Source organism: Pseudomonas sp. FSL W5-0203 (assembly GCF_001896155.1).
GTDB lineage: Bacteria > Pseudomonadota > Gammaproteobacteria > Pseudomonadales > Pseudomonadaceae > Aquipseudomonas > Aquipseudomonas paracarnis.
The window spans coordinates 1-9,017 of sequence record NZ_MPOR01000072.1; the positions used below are offsets into that span (position 1 = coordinate 1).

Consider the following 9,017-nt stretch of genomic DNA (forward strand, 5'->3'; position numbering starts at 1 on the left):
AGGTCGAGCTTGACCGACTGCCGGGCGAGTCCGTTGAGCTTGCCGTAATCCGCTTCTGGGCGTGTGCGCCAGAAGCGGGTGCCGCCGACATCGGCCAAGCGCGGGCAGAAGTGATAACCGAGCAAACGGAACAACCCGAACACCACATCGCTGTAGGCACCGGTATCGGTCATGATTTGTGTGGGCTGCAATTCGGTCTGTTGTTCCAGCACAACCGCAAGCAGTACCAGGCTGTCGCGCAAGGTGCCGGGTACTGTGATGGCGTTCAGGCCGGAGAACTGGTCGGAAATCAGGTTGTACCAGGTGACGCCCCGGCCGGTACCGAAGTATTTCGGGTTGGGCCCAGCATGCACGGTGCGCACTGGTACGACGAAACGCATGCCATCGGCGGAGGCCACTTCGCCGCCGCCCCAGATCTGAGCCAGCTCCAGTTGGCTTTGCGCCGACACCAGAATGGCGTTGGCTGCTGACAGGGTGTCGTCACGGAGATAGTTCTGGCTGACCCACGACAGCCGATCACGGCGCAGCGCTTGGTTATCGTTGCGGATCAATGGCTCCAGGCCGGTGTTACAGGCGCCTCCCAGCAGCACGGCGCACAGACTTGTCACCAGGTTGTCGGCCCGCGTATTGCGTTCGGATACATGGGTGAAGGCCTCAGCGAAGCCGGTACGGGCCGCGATTTCCAATAGGATTTCCGGCAGATCGACACGCGGCATCAAGTCGGCCACTGCTGCACGCAGTTGCAATAGCGAGTTTGGCTCCTCCAACTTGTCCAGCGCCCCGAGGGACAGCTCGGTTTTACCCTCTGCGCTCTCACTTAGCTGGATGGCCGGGTTGTCGGGAAGTCGGGCGGCAACCGCCTGCCACGTTGAATCCAGCTCAGCAGACAAAGCGTCCAAAGTGGTTTTGGCGTCGATGGTCAAGCCCAGTGAGCGGCAGATGATCGGTCGCGCCGACAGCCATTCTGCGCCATCGAGCAGACCGATACGCGGGTCGGCATAGCGCCAACTGGGTGCAACAAAGACATCGCGGCGGCGTAGGGCCGTGCGTAGTGCATCGAGCGTGCAGAAGACATAGGCGCCCATGTCGAGGGAGCCATCTTCGCGGGTGATGTGGTTCTGCCAGGCCTTGGCAACAATCTCCTGCGGCGCGTCATCCTCGGGCTTCCTGCGAGGTAGATTCAGTTGCAACCAGTCCAGACTAGCCGCCACCCCCTTGCCGGCGGGACTGAAGCCGAAGCGAATATGTTTCAGAAGATCGGGAAGGAAGCGGCGCACACTGCGGTAGCGCTCCTCCAGGGCGAGGTAAAATACATCGTTGGCCGGACGGATCAACGCAGTGACCTCTTCCAGGGCTTTCTCCAGCCTGACACGTGGCAGGTCGTTGAACAGCTGGGAACGGACGTTGTCATCGCTGATCGAGCTATCCAGCACGACCTTGCACGCAGCAGCGAGTGTTGCCGCCGATCGATCCAGGTCTTTTAGGCTACGCAACCGGGCTTTCTTGTCAGCCTTCTCCGCATTGTTGAAAATATCACGTAGTAGCGCCTCCAGAACTTCCAGCGCATCGTCGTGCGCACTGGCTTCAAGGGAAACCGCGAACGCCACCAGCGTCGCCAACCGGCGCGACGCCGGCAGTCGATTGATGGCCGTGACCTTGGCCGTGTTGGAAAAGCGGGCCAGGGCTGCAATACGGCTGGGCGGGATATGTGCAGCCGGCGGCAAGGCGATACCCAACCCACGCACATCATCCAGCCGACGCAGCGCCCGAATCAGAGCAGGGCCACTGACCATCACCGGGCCGGAGCGTAGTTGATCCAGCCGGGAACTGCGGTTGCCTTCAGCCACCAGAAGCAAGTCTTGTAGGTGTTGTCTCTGTTCCTCGGTCACGCTGCGGCCTAAGGTGTACCAGAGGCGTTCTTCAACGCGGCTACGCAGTTGGGCAATGAAACGCTCTAACTGGGAAACCCCAGGCAATAGGACTTTCTGTGTGAACAGCCATGAGGCGGCTCGTTCAAACAGCACACCAGGCCGATCTGTGCCTGTCCAGCAGAGGGCATACAGCCATCGGCTCAAACGAAAGCCGATGCCAGGGTCTGTAAAGTGGCGATAGCCATAGCGCTCTTGAATATCGGCCGTATGTATCCAGCGACGATGATCGCTGTAACGCGCAAGACAGTCAGGGTCGGCGATTGCCAATTGCCGACAAAGTACATGCAGGACTTCCACCGGCACAGCAACGGGCTTGTCCGGCAAAACACCCACGAAGCGAACGGTAGTCAGCAGAACGGCATAGCCCAGGCGGTTATGGTTGCCGCGTAGTACCTGGACGGCTTCACGGTCTTCATCGCTCAGGTGGAAGTAGCGCTCCAGTTCATCACGGCTGGGTGCCTCGATGTAGCGACCAAAGCCGTCGCGCTGCTCCTGGGTCAGAAAGCCGACCGGCATGGATCACAGTACCTCGGCGCAGAACACCGCGGGGGTGACAATCCGCGTGCGTTCGATATGCCCGCGCTGCAAGAGGCCGGCGCGGCGATCACCGGTCACCAGATAGTCCGCATTGCCCGCCAAGGCCATGGCCAGCAGAAATGAATCATCCGGATCATCGGCTTCAACCTCGATGACCAAGCGCTCCAATACTACTGCGCGTTGCAGGTTGTTGATCATGGCTCCGACTTTGGCAGGCTGCAGGATGGCCTGAAGCTTGGGGTATCGACTAGCGCGCCGAATCTCATCGAGCTGTGCCCGTGAGGTTACTACCTCGAAGCGAGCCGAACGCCAGGCCCGATAGATCACATCAGGGGCCCCATGCGGTGAGATCAGCGCGCTGAATAGAATGTTGGTATCCAATACAACCCGCATCAGCGTTTACGTGCCCAGTCGAGCGCTTCATCAACCGCGTCGGTCAGCTCTGCCTCACTTAGATGGACGTTGAAAGCCTTGGCCTGTTCAGCGCTCAGTTCCAGGATGTGTGCCCGCACCGCCTCTTCGATGAAGCGCGACAGGTCGCCCTTACGGCCACCGCCTTGGCTGGCCAGAAACATGCGAAGCGATTGGTCGGTGTCGGTAGAGACGGCGACGTTCCAGCGAGTGGTGTTCATGACTTCTCCAATAACAGGTGTTTGTGTGTTTATACACCCGTTCCTTGCCGCTTCGCAATGGTTCGATAAAACCCTCGTTTTATAGAACTTTAACGGAAGACCAGCCCTGCTCTGAGTTAAGCCTCATTATGGTTTTAAATACTGGTATCGTTAATCAAGGTTCTATTTTCAATTTATCTGTTGAGTAAACGGTACTTCTGATGAAAATTGGCTATGCGCGGGTGAGTACTCGGGATCAGAACGCAGACCTCCAGATCGATGCTCTGAAAAAGGCAGGCTGCGAGCGGATCTATCAAGACGTTGCCAGCGGCTCAAAAAGCGCACGTCCGGAACTGGATAAATTATTGGTTCATGTGCGAGCCGGTGATGCCGTGGTGATTTGGAAGCTGGATCGTCTGGGACGCTCACTCAAGCACCTGGTCGAACTGGTCGGTGAATTGGCCGCTCGTAACGTTGGCCTGCAAAGTCTGAATGACCCCATCGATACCACTCACGCGCAAGGGCGCTTTGTGTTCAACCTGTTCGCTTCATTGGCAGAGTTCGAACGCGAGTTGATTCGTGAGCGCACACAGGCCGGCTTGTCCGCTGCACGGTCACGTGGTCGAGTCGGTGGCCGTCCGAAGGGGTTGCCAGCTCAAGCCGAAGCGACAGCTATGGCCGCAGAAACGCTGTACCGCGAGGGACGGTTAAGTGTGAGCGCCATTGGCAAGAAACTGCACATCTCCAAAAGTACGCTTTACCGCTACCTCCGGCATCGCGGCATAACGATCGGCGTACCCACAAAAATCTCCCTGCATCTCGACATTACAGTCCCACCGGCAGTGGACGATGCCGAACGGATCGCGACGGTCATATTGCGCCTGGCCGTCGAGAACAACAGCAAGTTCGTGCGTGGCAAAAAGCGGGCAAAAGAGAACATCGAGCGTTACTGCCTGGAACCCTATGGCATGAAGCCACTGGAGTCGGGCAACTACGCACTGAGCATTCCATATCGCAATGATGAGGCATTGGATAAGACGGTACATGATCTGCTGACCGAGATCAGCCAGGAAGCCGAGATGCGCAATTGTTTTATCGAGGCGGATGCCTGGGAAGAGGGCTCTGAGCGGAGGTGGTAAGGCTTACGTTGGTTTTTGGTTCCATTGCTCCCCAAACCCCCAGTTCCTGTCGGCGCTGACACCATTGCAGCCACGCTATGCGAAGAAGGTAGCCGACGCCGACAGTCTGATGGCGGTGATCATTGCCCAAGCCATGAACCACGGCAACCAGGTTATGGCACGTACCAGCGACATCCCGTACCACGTCCTGGAGAGTACCTACCAGCAGTACCTGCGCCAGGCGACGCTACATGTGGCCAACGATTGCATCAGCAACGCCATCGCCGCACTGCCGATCTTCCCGCATTACTCGTTCGACCTCGATTCGTTGTACGGTGCCGTTGATGGGCAGAAATTCGGCGTCGAGCGACCAACTGTGAAGGCGCGCTACTCGCGCAAATATTTCGGCCGCGGCAAGGGCGTCGTCGCCTACACGCTGCTGTGCAATCACGTGCCGTTGAACGGCTACCTGATAGGCGCACACGAGTACGAGGCTCACCACGTGTTCGACATCTGGTACCGCAACACGTCGGACATCGTGCCGAGCGCGATCACCGGCGACATGCACAGCATCAACAAGGCCAACTTCGCCATCCTGCACTGGTTCGGACTTCGTTTCGAGCCGCGCTTCACCGACCTCGACGACCAGTTGCAGGAGCTGTATTGCGCCGATGATCTGGCATTGTACGAGAAATGCCTGATCCGGCCGGCTGGCCAGATCGACCGGCAACTCATCGTCGGTGAGAAGGCGAACATCGACCGAATCGTCGCCACACTGGGCCTGAAGGAAATGACGCAGGGCACGCTGATCCGCAAGCTGTGCACCTATACGGCGCCGAACCCGACGCGGCGCGCAATCTTCGAGTTCGACAAGCTCATCCGCAGTATCTACACACTGCGCTACCTGCGCGACCCGCAACTGGAGCGTAATGTTCACCGCTCGCAGAACCGCATTGAGTCCTATCACCAGCTACGCTCGACCATCGCCCAAGTCGGTGGGAAGAAGGAATTGACCGGCCGCACCGACATCGAAATCGAGATCAGCAACCAGTGCGCCAGGCTGATCGGCAACGCGATCATCTTCTACAACTCGGCGATCCTGTCCCTGCTGCTGACGAAGTACGAGGCAGCTGGCAATGCCAAGGCGCTGGCGTTGATCACGCAGATGTCGCCAGCGGCCTGGCGGCACATCCTGCTGAACGGGCATTACACCTTCCAGACTGACGGCAAGTTCATCGACCTGGATGCGCTCGTGGCGGGACTGGAGCTGGGCTGACGGAAATTTCTGGGATTCCGGCGTACAACCCCATACAGCAATCGCCCCCAACCAGGTATGGTCCTGGGACTGCACCTGGCTTCCTGGGCCAGCCAAGGGTACCTACTACTATCTGGTGATGATCCTCGACATCTTCAGCCGTAAAGTCGTGGGCTGGGAAGCCTTTCTGGGGGAGTCTGCAGCTAACTCACGCCGTGTCATTGAACGAGCCGTGCTGGCCGAAAACATGGTAGGCCAGCCTCTGGTGCTGCACGCTGATAACGGCAGCCCCTTCAAAGGCGTCACCTTGCTTGAGAAGCTGAGAGATCTGCAGATCCAGCCTTCGTTCAGTCGACCGCGTGTGAGCAACGATAACGCCTTCTCCGAGGCTCTGTTCCGCACCTGCAAGTATGTGCCGAACTACCCCGTCAGTGGCTTCGCTGACCTATCAGCTGCCCAGCGTTGGGTGCACGGCTTCGTCCAGTGGTACAACTATGAGCACCGCCACAGTGCTATCCGCTTCGTGACGCCGATGCAGCGCCACACAGGAGAAGACAAAGCCATATTAGCCAAGAGACATGCGCTCAACCTTGCAGCCAGAGCTGCGCATCCTGAGCGCTGGAGTGGTGACACCCGCAACTGGCATCCTGTGACATTAGTATCGCTAAACCCAGAGCGCCGAGTAGTTAGGGAGGTAGAGAAAATAGCTGCATAAAAATCAAACAGGGCGACAGATACCTTGACAGTTACCGTAAGAGACATCTATTTTTACACCTGTCATTCATCCAACACAGTCATGGTAGCTAAGCTAGCACCCCACTAACAATATCGCTATCAGCACATACCGCACCCTGTTCGAACTAATGGATTGTGATGGACACACCAAATAACTCACTGCATGAGGCAACCCATGAAAAAGCAATTAAAAATAATTCTGCTCGCGTCCCACCTGGCTCTGTTTGGCGCGGGAGTTGGGCTAGGGATCTATATACTTCCGATTTTGACAGCACAAGAAAACGCCACCATCGCCGAAATTGAAGAAGTGCAAAAGGTGGCAAAGTATAGCGGAGAGTTCAAGAAAGATCAGAAAGGCAGCGACGCCCTTCACTGGGCGAATGGACAACTTTTTGTTACGGATAACGAAATTGTATTTAAAGGTGATGTAGCACCTGGTCCAGACTACAAAATTTACCTGACAAAGAAACAAGCCACCGACAAAGAATCGTTTTTGGACATAAAGAAAGAAGCAATTCTGATTGGCGAATTGAAAAACTTCGGGAATTTCAAGAAAACCATTCCTGCAAGCGTCAACGTCAACGAGTTTACAACGGTCCAAATATGGTGCGAGCATTTCTCTAAGTTCATCGGCTCCGCAAAATATCAGTAAACAAGCTTAAACTTGGATCTTGCCTGTTCACGAATAACATGCGCCTCATGCCAATGGAAATTAAAGTCTTGCCGGGCATGAGGCCTCCCCTCCACGTCTAGATTCTTGAAGTCAAAATTGACCTCAACCGACCCTCAGACACTGACTACGATGCCTGCATACCCTGAAGCGGTTCACCAGATGGGCTTGCGACAGAGATAAGTACGCGCCAACCTCAGATGCCGCTAAGGCTCTATACGCCGCCTTATCGGAATGGGTGGAATTTTGCGCGCGAGCGTCTAATGTTATCCAAGAGCGAGGGCTCTGATTAGTCCCGTCTCCCATGAAGATTCGCAGACTAAGACCCCTATTAAATCTGTAACATTTCGCTAGTTAAACGTTCATAGTGGAGATAAATAAAATGATTTCTTTACTGTGGGGTGAAATTAACCATATCGACAATGTTAGACCCATAGACGATGAGGACCTGCCATGTCTAAATGAAATATTTGAAATATTGAAAAAGCACAACTGCATAGACAGATTTGGCGTGGCACTACTGCACAAACACTTTGATCTACAAGAAGATGAGGTGGGGGTTTGGGGAGCAATGGAACCAAAAACCAACGTAAGCCTTACCACCTCCGCTCAGAGCCTTCTTCCTAGGCAATTCCCTCGATTGATCTTCCGTACTTTTCGAAAGTATTGCTTACGGCAATGTGCATCCGAGTTAATGTGGCCCAACACCACAATCTAGGAGCTGAACAATGAGCCAATCTGACCCGCAACACCCATCCCGCCGCATGCTGCTCAAGCGCGGAGCTGCCCTTTCCACATTGGCGATTACTGGAGTGGCCGGGTTAACTGTGCCTTCAGTGTCTTTTGCCGCAGCGCTTAGCAAAGAAGAGCGAGATAAAATGACGCCGGATGAGGTCATTGAAAGCCTGAAATCTGGCAATCTGCGTTTCCGTGAAGGCAAAATGCAGCAGCATGACTATTTGGCGCAAAAGCGCGCCAGTCAAAAGGGGCAGTATCCGTCAGCGGTAATTTTAAGCTGTATTGATTCGCGCGCTCCGGCGGAAATCCTGCTGGATGCCGGTATTGGTGAAACGTTTAACTGCCGTGTGGCTGGCAATGTGGAAAACGAAGACATTCTCGGCAGCATGGAATTTGCCTGTGCTCTGGCAGGGGCCAAGGTAATAGTGGTGATGGGGCATACCTCCTGTGGTGCGGTGAAGGGTGCCATTGCCAACGCCGAACTGGGAAACCTGACTGGATTGCTGAGCAAAATTAAACCGGCAATTACTGAAACGGCATACGCAGGTGAGCGTACGGCTGACAACTATGACTTTGTCGATTCCGTTGCCCGCACCAACATCAAGATGACGCTGGCCGATATCCGTCAACACAGCCCCACCCTGAATAAGCTCGAGCAGGATGGGAAAATAAAAATTGTAGGCGCTATCTATAAGCTTGTGGGTGGAGAGGTTGAGTTCTTTACCTGAGAATAAATAACCGTCAGCCTGGGCATGGCCGCTTTCGATCACAAACAGCTACAGGTCTTCCTCTGGATTACGCAGTGGCCGTAGCTCACCTCGGGCGACTTCTTCCGGTACCGCGAAGGAGTACCGTCCCAACATATTGATATGCTCGAAGATCAGCGGCGACAGCCGAACCAGATCCTCTTCCTGCACCGGGTAGCCGTGCTGCTTTAGCCGTTCCACAGCTGCCGTCATGTAGAGGGTGTTCCACAGCACGATGATGTTCACCACCAGGCCCAAAGCACCGAGTTGATCCTCTTGACCTTCGCGATAGCGCTGGCGAAGCTCGCCGCGTTTGCCATGGAACACGGCACGGGCCAGGCTGTGCCGACCTTCGCCTCGGTTCAGTTGGGTCAGGGTGGCGCGGCGCTTGGACTCATCATCGATGTAGGTCAGTGTGTGCAGGGTTTTCTCGATCCGCCCAAACTCTGCCAGCGCTTGGGCCAGGCGGGTCGGACGATCTCCCGTTTGCAGCGTGCGCATGATGCCGGTCGCCGGCACTCGACCGAGCTTGAGTGAACCAGCTAGGCGTAGTAGGTCATCCCAGTGTTCCGCGATCAGGTCGAGCTTGACCGACTGCCGGGCGAGTCCGTTGAGCTTGCCGTAATCCGCTTCTGGGCGTGTGCGCCAGAAGCGGGTGCCGCCGACATCGGCCAAG

Annotated in this window: 7 protein-coding genes and 2 pseudogenes; 5 read left to right on the forward strand and 4 right to left on the reverse strand. The window is 55.9% G+C overall.

All coding sequences use genetic code 11. The annotated features are described in order from the left end of the window. The 3 genes from BOP96_RS28635 to BOP96_RS28645 form a co-directional block, all read right to left on the reverse strand. Positions 1–2,447 (reverse strand): Tn3 family transposase (locus BOP96_RS28635; protein ID WP_073454679.1); only part of this gene is annotated, 2,447 nt, incomplete at its 3' end. A gap of 3 nt (positions 2,448–2,450) precedes the next feature. After that, a complete protein-coding gene (locus tag BOP96_RS28640; RefSeq protein WP_034011919.1) occupies positions 2,451–2,861 on the reverse strand; it encodes a putative toxin-antitoxin system toxin component, PIN family in 411 nt (136 codons plus the stop codon). Beyond that, positions 2,861–3,100: a ribbon-helix-helix domain-containing protein gene (locus tag BOP96_RS28645; protein WP_034011918.1), complete on the reverse strand. Its 240-nt coding sequence runs from the start codon at positions 3,098–3,100 to the stop codon at positions 2,861–2,863. The genes BOP96_RS28640 and BOP96_RS28645 overlap by 1 nt, the downstream gene beginning before the upstream one ends. 200 nt (positions 3,101–3,300) lie before the next feature. On the opposite strand from BOP96_RS28645, the gene BOP96_RS28650 reads away from it, so the two are divergent. The 5 genes and pseudogenes from BOP96_RS28650 (at position 3,301) to BOP96_RS28670 (ending at position 8,323) form a co-directional block, all read left to right on the forward strand. Beyond that, positions 3,301–4,218 carry a recombinase family protein gene (locus BOP96_RS28650; RefSeq protein WP_047306926.1) on the forward strand — a complete coding sequence of 306 codons (918 nt, stop codon included), beginning with the start codon at positions 3,301–3,303 and terminating at the stop codon, positions 4,216–4,218. A 43-nt stretch (positions 4,219–4,261) separates the two neighbouring features. After that, positions 4,262–5,473: pseudogene (locus tag BOP96_RS28655) on the forward strand (Tn3 family transposase); the annotation flags it as partial. A 31-nt stretch (positions 5,474–5,504) separates the two neighbouring features. Further along, positions 5,505–6,167, forward strand: a pseudogene (locus BOP96_RS28660) (transposase); the annotation flags it as partial. A 195-nt stretch (positions 6,168–6,362) separates the two neighbouring features. After that, complete coding sequence (locus BOP96_RS28665) at positions 6,363–6,839, forward strand: DM13 domain-containing protein (protein WP_011711661.1); 477 nt, start codon at positions 6,363–6,365, stop codon at positions 6,837–6,839. A gap of 746 nt (positions 6,840–7,585) precedes the next feature. Further along, positions 7,586–8,323 (forward strand): carbonic anhydrase, encoded by a 738-nt coding sequence (locus tag BOP96_RS28670; protein ID WP_034011920.1) that lies wholly within the window; start codon positions 7,586–7,588, stop codon positions 8,321–8,323. A gap of 48 nt (positions 8,324–8,371) precedes the next feature. Here the strand turns inward: BOP96_RS28670 and BOP96_RS28675 are convergent. Then, positions 8,372–9,017, reverse strand: a 646-nt coding sequence (locus BOP96_RS28675; RefSeq protein WP_138726258.1) for a Tn3 family transposase, incomplete at its 5' end; no start/stop codon positions are given.

Bases quoted from the DNA above. Each gene is read 5' to 3' on its own strand.
- BOP96_RS28665 (WP_011711661.1), top strand. From the start codon at position 6,363: ATGAAAAAGCAATTAAAAATAATTCTGCTCGCGTCCCACCTGGCTCTG.
- BOP96_RS28650 (WP_047306926.1), top strand. From the start codon at position 3,301: ATGAAAATTGGCTATGCGCGGGTGAGTACTCGGGATCAGAACGCAGAC.
- BOP96_RS28645 (WP_034011918.1), bottom strand. From the start codon at position 3,100: ATGAACACCACTCGCTGGAACGTCGCCGTCTCTACCGACACCGACCAA.
- BOP96_RS28640 (WP_034011919.1), bottom strand. From the start codon at position 2,861: ATGCGGGTTGTATTGGATACCAACATTCTATTCAGCGCGCTGATCTCA.
- BOP96_RS28670 (WP_034011920.1), top strand. From the start codon at position 7,586: ATGAGCCAATCTGACCCGCAACACCCATCCCGCCGCATGCTGCTCAAG.